Source organism: Pedobacter sp. Leaf250 (assembly GCF_920984735.1).
In the GTDB taxonomy this organism is placed as follows: Bacteria; Bacteroidota; Bacteroidia; order Sphingobacteriales; family Sphingobacteriaceae; genus Pedobacter.
In genome coordinates this window covers 128,209-145,618 of sequence record NZ_CAKLBU010000008.1, presented here as the reverse complement: position 1 = coordinate 145,618, position 17,410 = coordinate 128,209, and the positions used below count along the sequence as shown (strand labels likewise).

Sequence of the window (17,410 nt, the reverse complement as noted above, 5' to 3'; positions counted from 1 at the left end):
CCCAAATATGAACTCATTGCCTTTTGCCTATCTAATCCCTATATTTTTAATTGCTGCATACCTCGTCCTTAAAAAGAAAAAGCCAAAAATTGATCCGCTAACTGATACAGATAAAAAAATATTAGACGATTATGTAGGCTACTACCATAAGTTGGATTCTACAGATAAGTTGAGATTTGAACAAAAGATTGCAGAATTTTTTGCTACTGTTAAAATTGAGCCAGTAGGCTTAGAAATGACCACTTTAGATGAGCTTTTAATCGCATCAAGTGCAGTAATCCCAATTTTCGGTTTTGCAGATTGGCAATATAAAAACCTAAGCACTGTGTTGTTATATCCCGATACTTTTGATAAAGATTTTCAATTTGAAGGTGGTGAAAGGCAAATTATGGGCATGGTGGGCAGTGGTTACATGAACGGGCAAATGATTTTATCGCGGTCGGCACTTCGCCACGGTTTTTCAAAAAGTGCTGGAAAAGAAAATACAGCTATTCATGAATTTGTACATCTCTTGGATAAATCTGATGGTGCAACAGATGGTGTACCAGAAAATTTAATGTCGCATGAATATACATTACCATGGATTAAAATGATGCACGAGGAAATGGCAAGAATAGAAGATAATCAATCGGATATTAACCCTTACGCCATTACAAACGAAGCAGAATTTTTTGCAGTGGTATCAGAATACTTTTTTGAAAAGCCCGAATTGTTAAAAGAAAAACATCCAGACTTATACCAGCAATTGAGTAGAATATTTGCGCAACATCCTGCTGATTAGTTAATGGTAACTCATAAGCAAAAAACATAATCAAATTAACAATGAAATCAGTCAAGATATTTACCATTTTTTTTTGCTTATCATTAAGCGCTTTCGCCCAAAAAACCTTTGTGTTGAAACAAAATTTACCAATTGGTAAAAAATATACCTTTTCAATGGTTTCTGACCAAATTATTAATCAGGAAATTGCCGGGCAAAAAATAAACCTCAATCAAAGTATTGGTACAGATTATACTTTTGATATCCGCAATGGAGATAACCTAAGCAAGGATATTGATGTAGTTTACAACCGAATCTTTATGAAGTCATCGGCGATGGGAAATACGATGACAATGGATTCAAACGATCCTGATACCACCAAACAAAATCCCTTTAGAGGAATCAAGGGCGCATCTTTCAGAATGGTAATGGAGCCCAATGGCACTATAAAATCATTGACCGGAATAGATGCTATGTTGACGAGCATGACATCAAAAATGTCGAAAGATTCTGCTGTGATAAGCACTTTGAAAGCTTCATTAGCCAAACAATTCAATTCCGAAGGCATGAAACAAACAATGGAATCATCATTAAAAATTTATCCGGATAAGCCAGTTAAAATTGGCGACAGCTGGACAGTTGATACCAAAATGCAGATGACAATGCCAATTGAAACCATTACAAAATATACCTTGAAAGATGTTAAAAACGGTATTGCTTTTCTAAGCATTTCTGGAACATTGATCTCGAAAGGAAATTTTGAAACCATGGGAAACAAAATGCAAACCGACTTAACAGGCACAAACAATGGTGATGCAGAATTAGAAATCAAAAGTGGCTTAATCCTTAATAGCCATTTACGCATGGAAATGGCCGGAACCATGACAGCCATGGAGCAAAAAATTAATTTCGAGCTCCAAGGAATCAATAAAATTGTAGGTAAAGAGATTCAATAAAGCCATATAAAACCTCACATTTTAAAATTGTGAGGTTTTAAGGTTTCCTAATTAAAGACTTCCGGTTAGCGCTACCAAAAATTCAGTTGGTATTTCGATGTGAGGAATATGCCCGCAAGCTTCGAATTCAATTAGTTTTGCACCAGGAATTTTTGCGGCTGTTTGCTTTCCTAAAAACTTATATTGTCCATGCAAAACTTGTTGATCGGGAGTTAAAAGCCCTTTACCAACGATTGTTTTATCTTCCTTACCAATAAACAATACAGTGGGCACCTTTAAATTTTGAAATTCGTAAACCACAGGCTGTTCGTAAATCATAGTAAAAGTCATCGCTGCAACCTTCGCCCAGCGTGGGTAATCGGCACTAAAAGTTACTCCTCCAGCAATGCTCACCAAGTACTCATATTCGGGTTTCCAAAGGGTAAAATATGAACTTTGATAATATTTACGTATACTTTCTGCGCTAGATTTTAATTCCGTTTGGTACTGTTGAGCAGTATTTACATAAGGCACAAAAGTTTTATAATCTTCAAGGCCGATAGGATTTTCGAGTAATAATTTTTCAGTTTTATCGGGATAAAGCAGCGCAAATCTTGTGGCAAGCATTCCGCCCATGCTATGGCCGAGTACAACGGTTTTCTGGATACCCAAAGTATCTAACAGTTTTTTATTCCAAGCGGCCATTTGATGAAAACTGTAATGAATATATGGTTTTGATGATTTCCCAAAACCAATCTGATCAGGAACAATTACACGATAACCAATATCAGTTAATGCCTTAATCACATTAGTCCAGTAATAACCACCAAAGTTTTTTCCATGAAACAGAATAGCAGTTTTGCCATTTGCAGCTTTGCTTGGTGCCACATCCATGTAGGCCATTTTTATATCCTGGCCTTCAATTGAAATAGGTAAAAATTTTACTGGGTAAGGGTATTTTACATTTTCTAAGGTGATGGAAAGTGTATCAATTTTTTGCGCTCTTAATGATGTTATCACGAACAGGGAAATAGCAATTAGAAAGAAATATTTCTTCATTTTTTAATTTTTTTTTGACTATTGTGAATTGGGTATCTGCCTAATTTAATACTTATTTATACTTTTGAACAACCAAATAGATTAAAAACCATGCCCATTTTTTACATCAGCGAAAAGCCCTTAAGCTTAAATGTTTTAAAAGAAATCATTGCCAGCCAACAATTAATAGCTTTAAGTGATGATGCTATTATTCTAATTGAGAAATGCAGAAACTACCTTGATGATAAGTTACAGCAGCATAAAGATCCAATTTATGGAATTAATACGGGTTTTGGCTACTTGCAAAATGTAAAGGTTGAGGAGGAAAACTTAACTAAACTACAACATAACTTATTGCTTTCTCACGCTTGTGGTACAGGCGATGAGGTACCTGCAGCAATTGTAAAGTTAATGTTGCTATTAAAAATTCAATCGCTAAGCTTTGGATATTCTGCTATTGCGCTCTCCACAGTACAGCGGTTAGTAGATTTTTATAATCATGATATTCTTCCGATAGTTTACACTCAAGGTTCGTTAGGTGCATCAGGAGATTTGGCTCCTTTAGCCCATTTGGCTTTACCTTTAATCGGCGAAGGTGAGGTTTTTTATAAAGGTAATAAGCTTAAAACAACTGAACTTTATGCTCAATTAAACTGGAAACCACTATCCTTAAAGCCGAAAGAAGGATTGGCATTGATTAATGGAACACAATTTATGAGTGCTTATGGTATCCATATTTTATTGAAAACTGAACGTTTAAGCGATTGGGCTGATCAAATTGCAGCAATATCGATTGATGCTTTCGATTGTAGAATTGATCCTTTTGATGCTTTAAGTCATGAGATTAGACCACATAAAGGTCAGCTGGAAACAGCAAAAAAAATTAAGGCTTTATTAAATGGAAGTGAACTGATTGCCAAGGAAGGGAAGCAAACTCAAGATCCATATTCTTTTCGATGTGTACCGCAAGTTCATGGAGCCAGTAAGGATGCGATTGGCTATGTTCAATCAGTATTTGAAACGGAAATTAATGCGGTAACCGATAATCCAAATGTTTTTCCGAATGAAGATAGAATTATATCTGCAGGCAACTTTCATGGTCAGCCATTAGCTTTAAGTTTAGATTTTCTCTGCATCGCCTTGGCCGAATTAGGGTCTATTTCTGAAAGGAGGGTTTTTCAACTGATATCTGGACAGCGAAATTTGCCACCATTTTTAATTAAAGATGCCGGTTTAAATTCTGGGTTGATGATTGCACAGTACACGGCGGCATCAATTGTGAGCGAAAACAAACAACTTTGTACACCGTCATCCGTAGATAGCATTGTAAGCAGTAATGGCCAGGAAGATCATGTAAGCATGGGAGCGAACGGCGCTACTAAATGCTTGCGTATAGTGAAAAATCTTGAAAATATTCTAGCTATCGAATTGCTTACTGCTGCCCAGGCATTAGACTTAAGAAAGCCATTAAAATCATCAGAAGCTATTAAAAAAATTGTTTCCGAATTTAGGAAAGTGGTAAGCTTTAACAGTGCCGACAGGATTTTGTCTGATGATATTAAGAAATCAGTTTATTTTATGCAAGATAACTAAACATCACAGCCTCCAATTTTGGAGGCTGTGATCGGTTACTTCGATAAAAAATCAATCAGTTCCTTTTTATCATATTTGCGGGCATAATCAAGAGCAGTTCGGCCCTCTTTATTTTTCAAATCGATTTTAGCACCAGCATTTATCAATAATTTGGCTGCTTCAAGCTCACCATATTTTGCCGCATACATTAAAGGACTTTTATCATCGCAAATTTTATTTACATCTGCTTTTACTGAAATTAGATGTTGCAGAATTTTGATCGATTTAGTTTTAATGCTGATTGCAAATAGAGAATAAGGCTTTGCTTCAACTTGTAAACAGGAATCTAAAACAATTTTATCTTGCTTAAGTACACCTTTAAATAATTCTATATCGTCCGTTTTGAAGGCCTCTTTTAAATTATTAGATAATTCCTGAGCATTAGAAGAAAAAAATAGTAGGGTAATAAAGGCACTAAAAAGTAGTTTTTTCATATTAATTAAATTGCTTAAAGATTTCCACTCAAATTGGGAGCGACGATCATCGCCACCAACCGGTAGGCCAATGAATAGATTAAAAAATACCATCCTCATCATTAATTTGCAAATATCCGTTTTAAGATTGATGCAGGTATCTGCAATTGTGTATCATCAGAGAAATTGCCACTTATCTTTGTCGCATTAACATTTTGCATCTTTACCAACGATGAATCTTTTGCTACAATTGAAAAGTTTTGGTAGGAAGCTATTCTAGATTTATCATCAGACCCGATGTTAACTGTTGATTTTAGCGCCTTAATATTTAATTCTTTGATCAGTGATGAATAACCATTGAATTCAACATTTTTTAACGATAAGTTGAGATTATTTATATCCGTCGGATTTAATACTTTGGCAACTTTGCTTATGTTATCATTAACGGTAAAAGCTCCAGTAAAAAATAATGATTCCGAATTTTCTACATCGACATTTAATGTATCTGCAACAGCTGCTATTTCAGCTATATATGCATTTTTAATTTTTATGTTTTCAACTATCGGACAGTAAACCACCACAATTAATTTATTCACACCTATGTTTCCAGATGGATCTTTGATAGAAATATGCAAATAACCATCTTGATCTACTTTTGATGTTATCATATCTTTATAAAATGTCTGAACTTTTATTCCATACCGATTATCTTTTTTCACATAAACCTGGATTGAAAATCTTTTAGCATCATCAACTTGTATACCTTTAAATGGAGTAGAAATTGGAATAGCAATTCTACCAACAGATGGGTGATCAAATGCTTCATCATTGATAATTGTAGTTCCCAGATAGGTGTTTTCGCCTTCCGATTTTACATAATTCAACTTCACATTTATTGCAATCACCAAAATGGGCCCGATAATCAGCAATAATGCCAGCGCTATTAATAATTTATTACTTGTTTTCATGTTTTAAGCGTTAAAATTTTCTTTAACAAATGTTTCATATTTAGCTTTCAATTCATCAAAGCCAATGTTTAATAAATAGATATTCCTAAATACTACGGGCAACTCATCATCTATAAACTGAACTTTACGGTAATTTTTAACCTGATCTGTTGCATTTTCATCAACAAAAAAGCCGATTCCCCTTTTATTATTGATGATGTTTTTATTTTGTAGCAATTCGTAAGTACGCATCACGGTATTTGGATTCACTTCCATTTCTACTGCAAGTTCCCTTACTGAGGGTATTTTTTCTTCGGCTTTCCATTTTCCCAACAAAATATGTTCGCAAACATAATCTGCTATTTGAAGGTATATCGCCTTGTTATCTCTAAATTCCATATCTATACCTATTAAAATTAAACCTCTTTTTCTTTAAGGCGGACGTAGGTAATTAGCCAAAAAATTAGGGTGAGCACAGTTCCTGTCAAAAAAATCGACAATAGTATTTCATTATCAATATTTCCCACAGGATCTTTTCGAGTCATATTTCTAGTTAACAAATCACCTACATTATAAATGACATAAATACAAATCGCAGAAAATAGCATTGTTGATACAGTGGTTTTGATGTAATGAAAGTTTTTAAAATAAACCGAGCCAAGTAAGAATATGCTAGTTATTAGAAATGGAAGGCCAAAAAAGGCAGCACAATATTCTCGGTATTTTTTATCGCTTAATATTTGATCAAAAAAGCCATCAACCGTTAGGGTGCTGCTAGCTTTTGAGGTATTTTTAAATTCACCCAAATGCATATTCAAATATTTTACAAAGGAGAGATCAATCAAATAGAAAAGAATAATGTAACTCGCAAAACTGACTAAAGTAGTATAAAAAACACCAGATAGAAATTTTTCGAAAGTTGATGCTGGTGTCATTAACTCCAATATTGCTCTAGATTTTTGTCCTAAAAGAGAGAAATAACTACTGGCTACAATACTGATGAAAAGAAAACCCAGTATCAGATAAATTGGATACCTAAAACGCATATCCAAATTGCCATCATAATCGAAATTATTTTCTTTAAATGGCGATGGAATGTAATAGAAGTAGAAGCCAACAAGAGCACCTACTACTACCAATAAACTAATCAGGTAAACTTTCCCAAAATCTAACCATTGTCTTTTAAGCAATAGGCCAAATCGGTTTATATTAAATGTATTGTTCATCGCTTAATCGAATAATGGTTTAAATTTTGTTTTTTCTGTTAGGATGGCGTTGAACAAAAGTTCGATATCCAATTTGCTATCTTCCTGATGATAATTTGGCATTACGGCATTGTAACCAGATAGCGATTGCTCGGCATAAATAATACTTGCATCAATTTCTTTCACTCGCTTAAAAGTTAGCTTCTCTGTAATTTCTTCTACAGATGCTTTTAGCGCAATGTCATTTTCATCCAACATGATTACCGTATCAATCAAATTATCTAAATCTCTCACCTGGTGGGTTGAAATAATAATGCAGCGATCATCCGTTAAGGCCGAAGCCATAATTTTTCTGAACTGGGCTTTAGACGGAATATCCAAGCCATTTGTAGGCTCATCCATAATAATCAGCTTTGCCTGCGTAGCTAAACCAAAAGCAATAATCACTTTCTTCTTTTGTCCATAACTCATATCAATCAGTTTTTGCGAAACAGGAATATCAAATTCCTTTAACAAACTTGAGAAATAATCATGATCGAAATTTTTGTAAAAAGGTGCATTGGCTTTTACGTATCCATCAATTTTAACCGCAGGCAAGTAAAATTCTTCTGGGATGAAACAGATTTGTTCCAAAAGCGCAGGCTTTCTGTCTTTCGGATTGTAGCCCAGCACATTTAATGTACCGCTATGCGCATAAACAAGCCCTGCCAAATTTTTAAGTAAAGTAGATTTACCAGCTCCATTTTTGCCAAGCAAACCATAAATATGGCCAGCAGTTAATTGCAAGCTCAAATTTTTGAATAGCGGCTCCTGTTTGCTGTAACTAAAATTAAGATTGTTAATTTGAATCATAATTACTGTATTAGTTAAATAATACACTAAAGTATGGTTAATTTTTTCATTTGCAAATTTTTAGCAAAAAAATATTTTTATAACGTCTTTGTAAAAACTAGGTTTAATATCCGTTGCATTAAAACTTCCTTAACATTTGGATTGTATGTTTGTGATATACACGATAACAATGGATAAAAATTGGGCTTACTTATTGAGTCGGTTAGCGATTGGCTTAAGTTTTTTCGGGCATGGTTTGGTGCGTTTGCCCAAGCTTGCGGGTTTCAGCAATTGGATGCTTGGTCAGTTTTCTAAATCCATCCTTCCCGATGCACTGGTAATTCCATTCAGCTATATTTTACCTTTTGCCGAATTTATTGCAGGAATATTAATCATTTTAGGCTTATTTACCAGATTTGGGCTATTGCTTGCAGGTGTAGTTTCACTAGCCTTAATATTTGGTACAACACTAATTGAAAACTGGGATGCTTTACCTTCGCAATTGATTCATGTTTCATTTTTATCCATTCTATTGGCATACTTACAGCATAATACCTATGCGGTTGATAAAATAATTAAGAAATAATATGGAGTACAGAAAAATAGGAAATTCAGATTTAGAGCTATCAGTAATTACTTTTGGCGCATGGGCTGCGGGCGGTTGGATGTGGGGCAGCACAGATAGAAACGATGCCATAAAAGCCATTAGAGCCGGTTATGATTTAGGTGTTACTTCAATTGATACTGCTCCAATTTATGGACAAGGCGCTAGTGAAGAAATTGTTGGCGAAGCTGTTAAAGACATTTCGAGAGATAAAATTCAGTTGGTTACCAAATTCGGAATGCGTTGGGATTTGGATAAAGGCAAGTTAGCCATGCAATCGAAAAACAATGATGGCAAAGACATCAACATTTATAAATATGCAGGTAAAGAAAGCGTGATTTACGAATGCGAGCAATCATTAAAACGTTTGGGAACTGATTATATTGACTTGTATCAAATTCATTGGCATGATGAAACTACGCCAATAAATGAAACTTTTGAAGCCGTTAGCCGACTAATTGAGCAAGGTAAAGTACGTTTTGCAGGTGTTTGCAATTACGATGTAGCGAAACTTAAAGAGGCAGATGAAACCTTGAAAATTATTTCCAACCAGGTTCCTTTTAGTATGGTTAATCGCGGCATTGAAAACGAAGTTGTACCTTATTGCATCGAAAACAATAAAAGCATTTTAGCTTATAGTCCGATGGAAAGAGGTTTGCTAACAGGCAAAATGACTGCTGATTATAAATTTGAAGACGGCGATCATCGTAAAGGAAATAAATTTTTCACAGCAGAAAGCATTGAAAAAACCAATGCATTTTTAGCAAAAATCAAGCCTTTGGCCGATGAAAAAAATGCAACATTATCTCAATTGGTTTTACGTTGGACCGTAGAAAGACCAGGCATAACAATCGCCTTAGCGGGTGCAAGAAATGAAAAACAATCTATCCAAAATGCTGAAGCAATTAACGTAAAACTTAGTGCCGACGAAATTCAATTCATTAATACAGAATTACAAATCGCAGGTTTTTAAATTAATAATAAACACAAAGCGCATGAACAATAACAAATGTTAATGAGGCCTAATGCTTTGCTAACTTTGCGAAAGACTTTGCTCCCTTTGCGGTTAAACATAACTTAATCATGTCAAAATTATTCTCTCCTTTAAATTTAAAGGATGTTGCCTTAAAAAATAGAATCGTTATCTCTCCTATGTGCCAGTATTCTGCTATTGATGGCTTTGCCAACGATTGGCATTTGGTTCATTTAGGCAGCCGGGCAGTGGGTGGCGCTGGTTTAATTATTCAAGAAGCTACAGCCGTAGTTCCTGAAGGTAGAATTACCCATGCCGATTTAGGGATTTGGAAAGATGAACACTTAGAGAAATTGAAACAGATTGTTTCTTTCATTCACGAGAACGGTGCTATTGCCGGTATTCAATTGGCGCATGCCGGCAGAAAAGCAAGCTGCGATTTGCCCTGGAATGGCGGCGAACAACTTGCAGATGGCGAAAACAGCTGGACACCAGTTGGCCCTTCTCCTATCCCATTTAAAACAGATCAGGTTACGCCCCACGAATTGACTATTTCTGAAATTCAGGATATTGTTTTTGCATTCAGAGCCGCTGCAAAAAGAGCTTTAGATGCAGGTTACAAAGTAGTAGAAATTCATGCCGCACATGGTTATTTATTACATCAATTTTTTAGTCCGTTAAGTAATAACCGTACAGATGTTTACGGTGGAAGTTTTGAAAACCGCATTCGCTTGGTTATTGATGTGGTGGAAGCTGTGCAATCAGTTTGGCCTGAAACTTTACCGATATTTGTGCGGATTTCTGCAACGGATTGGACTGAGAACGGATGGAATGAAAACGACTCGCTTCAATTGGCTGCAGTTTTAAAAGATAGAGGCGTGGATTTAATTGATACCTCTTCTGGCGGAAATGTACCTGATGCTTTTATTCCTGCAGGGCCAAACTACCAGGTTCCGTTTGCAGATAAAATTAGAAATGAAATTGGTATTTACACTGGAGCAGTTGGTGTAATTGTTGATCCGCAGCAGGCAGAAGATATTCTTCAGGAAGATAAAGCTGATTTAATTTTCATCGCCCGAGAATCACTTCGTGATGCTTATTTCCCTACCCATGCGGCGCAGGTTTTAGGCGATGAAACAGAGTGGCCAAATCAATATGTTAGGGCAAAGAGAGAAACTTTTAAAAAGCCTTAAATTATTTTGAACGTTTGTAAGCAGATTTACAGATAACAGAATAGCCGCAGATTAGCATAAACAATCTGCGGCTATTTTAAATCTATTATATTTTAGCTTATTTCACTAAACTAAAAGGTACATACAAACCAAAAGTGATATTTCTGCCTACATTATAAATTCCAAAGTTCGGATTTTCATAATCTAAACGCCCAGGTTTGTAACGACTCAAAGCATCGTAGTATTTCTGGTTTAACACATTATTTGCTGAAACAGATAACTTAACAGGCTGTTTGCCTAAGTTAAATGTGGCTCCCAAACCTGCATTAAGCAATGTATATCCACTTGTAGGTGTTTCAAAAACATCATCAACACGAGTTTGCTTAAATGCTGAATTAATTCCTACCGATAAATATGCATCATTAGTTCCCTTAATTTTTGGTTCGAAACGCAATTCGTTACGTAAAGTTCCGGCAGGAATGAAAGCCAACGGTTTATTTAACGAAGTATTTTGTGCATGAACATATCCAAAAGTATTTTCAAAGTGAATAAATGGAACTGGATGAATAGTTAATGTAGCTTCTGCACCATAAAGGTTTGCATTTACCTGGCCGTAACGATAAACCGGATAATCATCGCCTTCAGCGTTTATAATTTCGCCATTGTTCGATGCATAAATGAAATTATGAACATAATTATTGTAGATGCTCGCACTGGCGCTTACAATTTTCCCTTCATACTCTAAAGCAGCATCAACCTGGTAACTACGTTCCGGACTTAATTCTGCATTTCCAATTTCATACCGGAAAGTTCCTTCATGCACACCATTCGAAGCCAATTCAGCTGGATTTGGAGCCCGAAATGCAGAACCTGCATTTGCTTTAAAATTCCATTCTTCGTTAAACTGATGTGTAAATCCTAAAGCACCACTCACATTCGAAAATTTATTCTGGAAAGGCGCAAAAATTTCTTCGCCATCTTTAAATAATTGTTTTCCATTATTTTTACGAAAATCGTATCGGGCACCTACGCTAAAAGTATTGTTTTCCCAATTCTTCTTCGCAAAAGCAAAAACACCAATTCCATACGTGTTATAGTTAGGAATCAGAAACTCATCATCAGCTTTGTTTAAACTTTTTCCGGCATCAGCACTTAAGCCAAAAACCGGTTGCCATCCATTGGTTTCATGTAGGTAATATTTTAGATCGGCGGTGTAAGTTTTAAGATCAAAAAATAATGCTGGTTCTATACTTTCCTCTAATTCGCGACGCTGGTTTTGTTGATAACCGAAATCAGCTTTTAAATTGCCATTACCTAAGATAAAGTTGTTATTTAAAGCAATTTTAAAATGGCGAATATCCTGACGAGGAAAATCCAAATCACGGTTTTTAAAATCCTGATTGATAAACGCGTCACCATTTTCATTAACAAAATTTCCGTTATCGTCCAGCGCAGGCTCATAAAAGCCAATGTTGTTGCGGAAACTCGAAATATTTAAATGCGTATAACCCCAGCTTTTGTTTAAACCAACCATCCCACTTAAATCTGTTTCATTGAAACCAGAGTTTGGGAAATAACCAGTTGGTGTTTTAAATGAATAAGCATTTTTATATGTTCCACGGGCTCTCCAAACAAAACCATTTTCATTGCCATTGAGCATTAATGAGTTGGCAGTTAAACCGTTATTTGTTGAATAATTGGTAATGAATTCACCTTTAACCTGTCCTTCTGGAGCGGTGCTTGGTTCTAAAATATTAATTACACCACCCAATGCATCAGAGCCATACATTAAAGATGCGGCGCCACGTAAAACCTCGATACGATCTGATTTAAACTGATCGATTTCAATTCCATGTTCATCGCCCCATTGTTGCCCTTGTTGTTTAATTCCATCATCTAAAGTTACAATGCGATTATAACCTAAACCGCGAATAACCGGTTTTGAAATTGATGGTCCGGTGGTTATTTGCGAAACGCCGGGAACTCTTGTTAAAGCATCAATTAAATTGGTTGAAGGAGCCAAAAGCTGATCTTTACCCACCACAGCAGATGAAGCGCTATTTCGTTTGCTTGTACTGCTGATGATGCTACCAGTAATTACAATTTCCTTTGTTTCAATTGCTGTTGGCTGCAGGGCAAATTCCAAAGTTGGCGCATTGGCAAAGTTTACAATTTTAGTAGCTGTTTTATAACCAATGTAATGCACTTCTACTAAATAACTCCCTTTATTGGGTAAGTTGTTTAAAGTAAATTCCCCATCATTATTGGTAATAGCAGTAACTTTTAAATCAGGAATATAGATGGTTGCACCAGGCAAAGTTTGGTTAGTGCCAGCATCGGTAACTTTACCTTTAATATCTTTTAAAGCAGTTGCGAAGGCAGTATTACCTATTAATGCACATAGAATTACTAAGCCTATAAGCTGTAATCTTTTCATATTTTTTTATATAAAATGAGATGGGTCAAAACACTAAAGCAAAGTTCATATTGAACTTCATCTAGTTTTTCGACGAATAATAAATTGATTAATCCGTTAGATGGATTTAAGATTTTATGAAAGATTAAGCAACCGGAGGACCGCGTAAATCAGCACTGATTAGCGCTATATACGAGCTTTTTAAAATTGGCTGTATAGAACTTAAAAGTTTTGCTGAAAGAAATATCCTGTAAATGTGATGCGTTTGAACGTAATCTTTTTCAAAACTTGCATTACAGATTAAACAGGTATCGCCATGCGATTGAACATGCGTAACATGATGGCAATTAATTTCCTTTTGTGGAATAGGAACTTCCTGATGGTGATGTAAAACACTCCAAGGTGTTAGGGCAATAGCAAAAACAATCAGCATAAATGCAGATAAATACTTCCTTATGTTTTGCTTATGCTTTTTCAATGTGCCAAAAGTAGCAAATGTTGTTCAATTCTATATCTTTGGAAAGTAACATTGCTTTTATCTATGAGCCAAAATCTAACCAATGGTTTAAACTTAAGCCAAAAACAAACCCCAAATGGAATCGAATTAACTTGTAAAGGATGGATTCAGGAAGCAGCTTTACGCATGCTTTTAAATAATCTCGATCCTGAAGTTGCCGAACGGCCCGAAGATTTGATTGTTTATGGTGGAAGAGGAAAGGCAGCCCGAAACAAGGAATCTTTAAGCCTAATCATCAAAGCTTTGAGGGATTTAGAAAATGATGAAACGCTTCTCATCCAATCGGGAAAGCCAGTAGCCATATTCCCTACCCATGCTGATGCTCCTAGAGTTTTAATTTCAAATTCGCAACTGGTTCCAAAATGGGCAACACAAAAGCATTTTGATGAACTGGAAGACAAAGGTTTGATGATGTATGGCCAAATGACGGCTGGTTCGTGGATTTACATTGGTTCACAAGGCATTGTACAAGGTACTTACGAAACTTATTCTGCCCTTGCGAAGAAGCATTTTGGTGCAAGTTTAAAAGGCAAACTGAATGTTACCGCAGGTTTAGGTGGAATGGGTGGCGCACAACCTTTGGCCATAACCATGAATGAAGGCGTTTGCCTGGCTGCTGAAGTAGAAGAATGGCGTATTCAAAAACGTTTGGAAACCCGATATATTGATGAAATAAGTTACAAAATTGATGAAGCCATTGACAAAGCTTTAATATATAAAAAAGAAAATAAGGCGATATCTATTGGTGTGGTTTGCAATGCCGTTGAATTATTGCAGCGATTAATCGATCGAAATATTACTCCCGATACTTTAACTGATCAAACATCGGCACATGATCCACTGATTGGTTATTTCCCCGAAGGTTTAACAGTAAACGAAGCTGCAGATTTAAGAAAAAGCAATCCAGAAGAATATGTTGAACAATCGTACGCAACCATGGCGAAGCATGTAAAACAGATGCTGGAATTACAAAAACGAGGTGCAATCACTTTTGATTATGGAAACAATTTACGGGGCAGGGCATTAGAGGTTGCCGTAGAAAATGCCTTTGATTTTCCAGGATTTGTGCCAGCATATATTCGTCCGTTATTTTGTGAAGGCAAAGGACCATTTAGATGGGCTGCTTTAAGTGGCGATCCACAGGATATTTTTGAAACTGATAAACTGATATTAGAATTGTTCCCTGAAAATAAAAGCCTGCACCGTTGGATAAAAATGGCGCAAGAGCGAATCGCTTTCCAGGGTTTGCCAGCCCGCATATGCTGGTTGGGCCAGGGAGAACGTGAAAAAGCAGGACTGGCATTTAATAAGTTGGTTGCCGAAGGCAAGGTAAAAGCACCAATTGTAATTGGCCGCGATCATTTGGATACAGGCTCGGTAGCTTCGCCTAACAGAGAAACCGAGGCAATGCTGGATGGTTCTGATGCCGTTGCCGATTGGCCGGTTTTAAATGCGCTAATGAATACCGCTGGTGGCGCAAGCTGGGTGTCATTACATCATGGTGGCGGTGTTGGCATTGGTTACTCCATCCACGCAGGTATGGTGATTGTTGCCGATGGAACTCCGGAAGCCGAAGCCCGACTGAAAAGAGTTTTGCACAACGATCCGGCATTAGGAGTAATCCGCCATGCAGATGCTGGATATGATATTGCAAAAGATACGGCAAGAAAATTTAGGTTGGGATTGAAGGATTAGACGACGCCAAAGCATAAAATTTAAAATGAAATTCATCAAGAAAAATATAGTCAACAGTTTTTTCATTGCGCTGCTTTTAGTTATTGTTTTTGTACCTGATGCCAAAGCCCTGTTAATTCGTGGTTTGATGGAGATTGGTCTTTATTCGCCTTCTATTAATCAGCACACCAAAACAGCAATGGATTTAAGAGGAATTAAGTTTCAGGATGCAAAAGGGAATACTATTGATTTGGGAGATTTAAAAGGTAAAGTGATTTTCCTGAATTTTTGGGCAACCTGGTGCCCACCATGTAGAGCTGAAATGCCTTCTATCAATAAATTACATGCTCAATTTAAAGATGATAAAAATGTAGTTTTCATTTTTGCCGATGCCGATGGCGATTTAGAGAAGTCGGTAAAATTTATGACCAACCGAAAATATGAAATGCCAGTGTTTAAGGTAACGAGTAGCATTCCAGATCAGGTTTTTTCAGGTGCTTTACCTACAACCGTAATTTTTGATAAGCAGGGAAGATTATCATTTAGGCATGAAGGAATTGCCAATTATGCAGATAAAAAGATTGTAGATTTTTTAAACAAACTAAAGGCTAGCGAGTAGGTTTTTGCTTGTAGAGCTTGAAACCAGAAGTTTTTAAATCAAAACCATAAGCGCCATTGATCTGATCAGGCAAAACATCAAAATCATCTTTCATTTTGTATAGGATAATGTGATCTCGCTTTCTTTTTCGAACGGTTGTATCCTTAACATCTGGCAAAAACACCAACTTTTGTGTGTTTTTATCTTGAATTTCTCGGGGAAGATATTTAATTTTTTTATTGGTCAAAAGATCTGTTTTAAAAATTTCACTTCCTAAGATGTAGCTACTTGCCAGCGATAATTTGATCTCGAAATTTTTTGTTTTGCCATAATAATATTCAAACTCAAATGCTTTTTGAGCAAAAGAATGCGCACAAAAAATGATAAATATAAAAGTGAAGAAAGTTTTCATTCGTAGGGTTTTGATGTTTTAAGTTATGCAATTTGTATGGTTTTTCATAGTTGCACAATCTGAAGTTAATAAACCTGATGGACGCGGCAGCCTCCGATTTTTCTATCGGAGCTATAGCAAACAGCAGGACTGATTTAAGCTATTGATGCCAACATTTGCTTTTCAAAAGATATATTTAACTATACATCGCTAAATATTTAATTACTTTTGCCGCCATGATTTCATTTTTCGAGGCTAACTTAAAACAACTTTCTATACACCACACGGGCAATAAACTGGTAGAGGAATATTATAAACTATCTGATGCTCCATTGCATATCGATGATGAGGTTTTGAGTAATTTGTTAATGCAATACTTTTTAAAACCTTTTGAGAAAGTGAATGAAGTTTATCGATTTTTTCATCCCAACGATAATCTAAATTTAAATGAGGTTTATCATTTTGCACATGAAATTTTCGAGAATACCGAACTGTTTCATGAAGATTCGCAGCAACTGGCCAAATATTTATACGATGTAGCGAACCATCCGAAAATAAAATCGGGGGAGTTGTACGTGGCTTATTTTGAAAAGGTTCAGATCGAGGGCGAGCAAATGGATGTAATCGGCATTTTTAAATCTGAAACGAAAGATACGTATTTAAAGGTTTTTCCTAAAGATGATGGCTTTAACATGAGCTATGAGCAAGATGCCATTAGCATTAATAAGCTGGATAAAGGTTGTTTGATTTTTAATACCGACCAAACTGAAGGCTACAAAGTAGTGGTTTTGGATCAGGCAAAAAGCAGCAACGAATCGGCAGTTTATTGGAAAGATGAGTTTTTGAAATTGAAAATCAGAAATGATAGTTACAACCAAACAAACAACGTTTTAGGCGTTTACAAAAATTTTGTAACCCAGAAACTGGATGATGATTACGAGATTAGCAAGGCTGATAAAATTGATCTTTTGAACCGTTCGATGAAATATTTTAAGGAGAAAGAAACCTTCGATATTGAAGAATTTGGAAATGAAGTAATTGGCAATGCCGAGGGAATTGAATCTTTTAAGAACTATAAAAAGAATTACGAAGAAGAGTACGAGAGCCCGATAGCAGATAACTTTGAAATTGCAGAATCGGCAGTAAAAAAGCAGGCCAGAGCGTACAAAAGCGTTTTAAAGTTGGATAAGAATTTCCATATCTACATTCATGGCAATAAAGACATGATTGAAAAAGGTTATGATGATGATAAATCGATGAACTTTTATAAAGTGTATTTTAGGGAGGAAGAATAGGTTTAAGTT

The 17,410-nt window shown here is 35.9% G+C and carries 18 protein-coding genes; 9 read left to right on the top strand and 9 right to left on the bottom strand.

The annotated features are described in order from the left end of the window. The first annotated feature begins 7 nt into the window (after nucleotides 1–7). Nucleotides 8–781 carry a zinc-dependent peptidase gene (locus LUA91_RS09125; protein ID WP_231425738.1) on the top strand — a complete coding sequence of 258 codons (774 nt, stop codon included), beginning with the start codon at nucleotides 8–10 and terminating at the stop codon, nucleotides 779–781. A 113-nt stretch (nucleotides 782–894) separates the two neighbouring features. After that, complete coding sequence (locus LUA91_RS09120; protein WP_231425737.1) at nucleotides 895–1,716, top strand: DUF6263 family protein; 822 nt, start codon at nucleotides 895–897, stop codon at nucleotides 1,714–1,716. A gap of 51 nt (nucleotides 1,717–1,767) precedes the next feature. On the opposite strand, the gene LUA91_RS09115 is transcribed toward LUA91_RS09120, so the two are convergent. After that, entirely contained in the window at nucleotides 1,768–2,754 is a 987-nt protein-coding gene (locus tag LUA91_RS09115; protein ID WP_231425736.1) for an alpha/beta fold hydrolase, read from the bottom strand. Between the two features lie 90 nt (nucleotides 2,755–2,844). Between LUA91_RS09115 and hutH the strand changes: the two genes are divergently transcribed. After that, complete coding sequence (gene hutH, locus LUA91_RS09110; RefSeq protein WP_231425735.1) at nucleotides 2,845–4,326, top strand: histidine ammonia-lyase; 1,482 nt, start codon at nucleotides 2,845–2,847, stop codon at nucleotides 4,324–4,326. A gap of 35 nt (nucleotides 4,327–4,361) precedes the next feature. Here the strand turns inward: hutH and LUA91_RS09105 are convergent, their stop codons facing one another. From LUA91_RS09105 to LUA91_RS09085, 5 genes are read right to left on the bottom strand one after another with little or no spacing between them, the layout of a single operon-like run. Further along, nucleotides 4,362–4,892 (bottom strand): ankyrin repeat domain-containing protein, encoded by a 531-nt coding sequence (locus tag LUA91_RS09105; protein WP_231425734.1) that lies wholly within the window; start codon nucleotides 4,890–4,892, stop codon nucleotides 4,362–4,364. 8 nt (nucleotides 4,893–4,900) lie between these two features. Next, on the bottom strand, nucleotides 4,901–5,746 hold the full coding sequence (locus LUA91_RS09100) for a hypothetical protein (protein WP_231425733.1): 846 nt from the start codon (nucleotides 5,744–5,746) through the stop codon (nucleotides 4,901–4,903). 3 nt (nucleotides 5,747–5,749) lie between these two features. Further along, complete coding sequence (locus tag LUA91_RS09095) at nucleotides 5,750–6,124, bottom strand: GntR family transcriptional regulator (protein ID WP_231425732.1); 375 nt, start codon at nucleotides 6,122–6,124, stop codon at nucleotides 5,750–5,752. Between the two features lie 17 nt (nucleotides 6,125–6,141). Further along, nucleotides 6,142–6,951, bottom strand: a complete 810-nt coding sequence (locus LUA91_RS09090) for a hypothetical protein (RefSeq protein ID WP_231425731.1) — start codon at nucleotides 6,949–6,951, stop codon at nucleotides 6,142–6,144. Nucleotides 6,952–6,954: 3 nt separating this feature from the next. Then, nucleotides 6,955–7,782, bottom strand: coding sequence for an ATP-binding cassette domain-containing protein (locus tag LUA91_RS09085; RefSeq protein WP_231425730.1), 828 nt, complete (start codon nucleotides 7,780–7,782; stop codon nucleotides 6,955–6,957). Nucleotides 7,783–7,951: 169 nt separating this feature from the next. Between LUA91_RS09085 and LUA91_RS09080 the strand changes: the two genes are divergently transcribed. From LUA91_RS09080 to LUA91_RS09070, 3 genes are all read left to right on the top strand, one after another. Next, the gene (locus tag LUA91_RS09080) at nucleotides 7,952–8,347 is read left to right on the top strand and encodes a DoxX family protein (protein WP_231425729.1); all 396 of its coding nucleotides are present in this window, start codon (nucleotides 7,952–7,954) and stop codon (nucleotides 8,345–8,347) included. Between the two features lies 1 nt (nucleotide 8,348). Beyond that, a complete protein-coding gene (locus LUA91_RS09075; protein ID WP_231425728.1) occupies nucleotides 8,349–9,338 on the top strand; it encodes an aldo/keto reductase in 990 nt (329 codons plus the stop codon). Nucleotides 9,339–9,448: 110 nt separating this feature from the next. Further along, complete coding sequence (locus tag LUA91_RS09070; protein ID WP_231425727.1) at nucleotides 9,449–10,531, top strand: NADH:flavin oxidoreductase/NADH oxidase; 1,083 nt, start codon at nucleotides 9,449–9,451, stop codon at nucleotides 10,529–10,531. Between the two features lie 97 nt (nucleotides 10,532–10,628). Here LUA91_RS09070 and LUA91_RS09065 read toward each other — a convergent pair whose 3' ends face one another. Both LUA91_RS09065 and LUA91_RS09060 read right to left on the bottom strand, forming a co-directional pair. Further along, the gene (locus tag LUA91_RS09065; RefSeq protein WP_231425726.1) at nucleotides 10,629–12,947 is read right to left on the bottom strand and encodes a TonB-dependent receptor; all 2,319 of its coding nucleotides are present in this window, start codon (nucleotides 12,945–12,947) and stop codon (nucleotides 10,629–10,631) included. A 124-nt stretch (nucleotides 12,948–13,071) separates the two neighbouring features. Then, nucleotides 13,072–13,404, bottom strand: coding sequence for a hypothetical protein (locus LUA91_RS09060; RefSeq protein WP_231425725.1), 333 nt, complete (start codon nucleotides 13,402–13,404; stop codon nucleotides 13,072–13,074). Nucleotides 13,405–13,467: 63 nt separating this feature from the next. Between LUA91_RS09060 and hutU the strand changes: the two genes are divergently transcribed. Then, the gene (hutU, locus tag LUA91_RS09055) at nucleotides 13,468–15,138 is read left to right on the top strand and encodes a urocanate hydratase (protein ID WP_231425724.1); all 1,671 of its coding nucleotides are present in this window, start codon (nucleotides 13,468–13,470) and stop codon (nucleotides 15,136–15,138) included. A gap of 25 nt (nucleotides 15,139–15,163) precedes the next feature. Beyond that, nucleotides 15,164–15,736 carry a TlpA disulfide reductase family protein gene (locus LUA91_RS09050; protein ID WP_231425723.1) on the top strand — a complete coding sequence of 191 codons (573 nt, stop codon included), beginning with the start codon at nucleotides 15,164–15,166 and terminating at the stop codon, nucleotides 15,734–15,736. Here the strand turns inward: LUA91_RS09050 and LUA91_RS09045 are convergent. Beyond that, complete coding sequence (locus tag LUA91_RS09045) at nucleotides 15,726–16,127, bottom strand: hypothetical protein (protein ID WP_231425722.1); 402 nt, start codon at nucleotides 16,125–16,127, stop codon at nucleotides 15,726–15,728. The two genes, LUA91_RS09050 and LUA91_RS09045, sit on opposite strands and share 11 nt — an antisense overlap. Nucleotides 16,128–16,342: 215 nt before the next feature. On the opposite strand from LUA91_RS09045, the gene LUA91_RS09040 reads away from it, so the two are divergent. Then, nucleotides 16,343–17,401 (top strand): nucleoid-associated protein, encoded by a 1,059-nt coding sequence (locus LUA91_RS09040; protein WP_231425721.1) that lies wholly within the window; start codon nucleotides 16,343–16,345, stop codon nucleotides 17,399–17,401. Nucleotides 17,402–17,410: the final 9 nt, after the last annotated feature.